Annotated in this window: 1 pseudogene; it reads right to left on the bottom strand. The window is 68.8% G+C overall.

Features of this window, described 5'->3' with window-relative positions:
* Nucleotides 1-234 (bottom strand): annotated as a pseudogene (locus SB771_RS37210) (conjugal transfer protein TraG); the annotation flags it as partial.

Raw genomic sequence — 234 nt, forward strand, 5'->3', positions numbered from 1 at the left:
GTCGTCATCGAGCAGCGCAAGGTCGCTATCAGCGCGCTGCGGTTCGGAGCCGTATTCGAAGACTTCCGACAGCTCCGGCTGCCTGCCCGGCCCGCTGTCGTCGGCCGTGTCTGTGTCATCGCCGATCAGGCCAGCGGCGATCGATGCGGCCGGTCCCGTGGGAATCGCTAGCCGGACCCAGTCGTTCGGCCGCAACGGTGGCGCATCGGTGTAGCGCCCAACCGCGAGTGCGGG

Source organism: Burkholderia sp. SIMBA_051 (assembly GCF_046534915.1).
GTDB classification, from domain to species: domain Bacteria; phylum Pseudomonadota; class Gammaproteobacteria; order Burkholderiales; family Burkholderiaceae; genus Burkholderia; species Burkholderia ambifaria.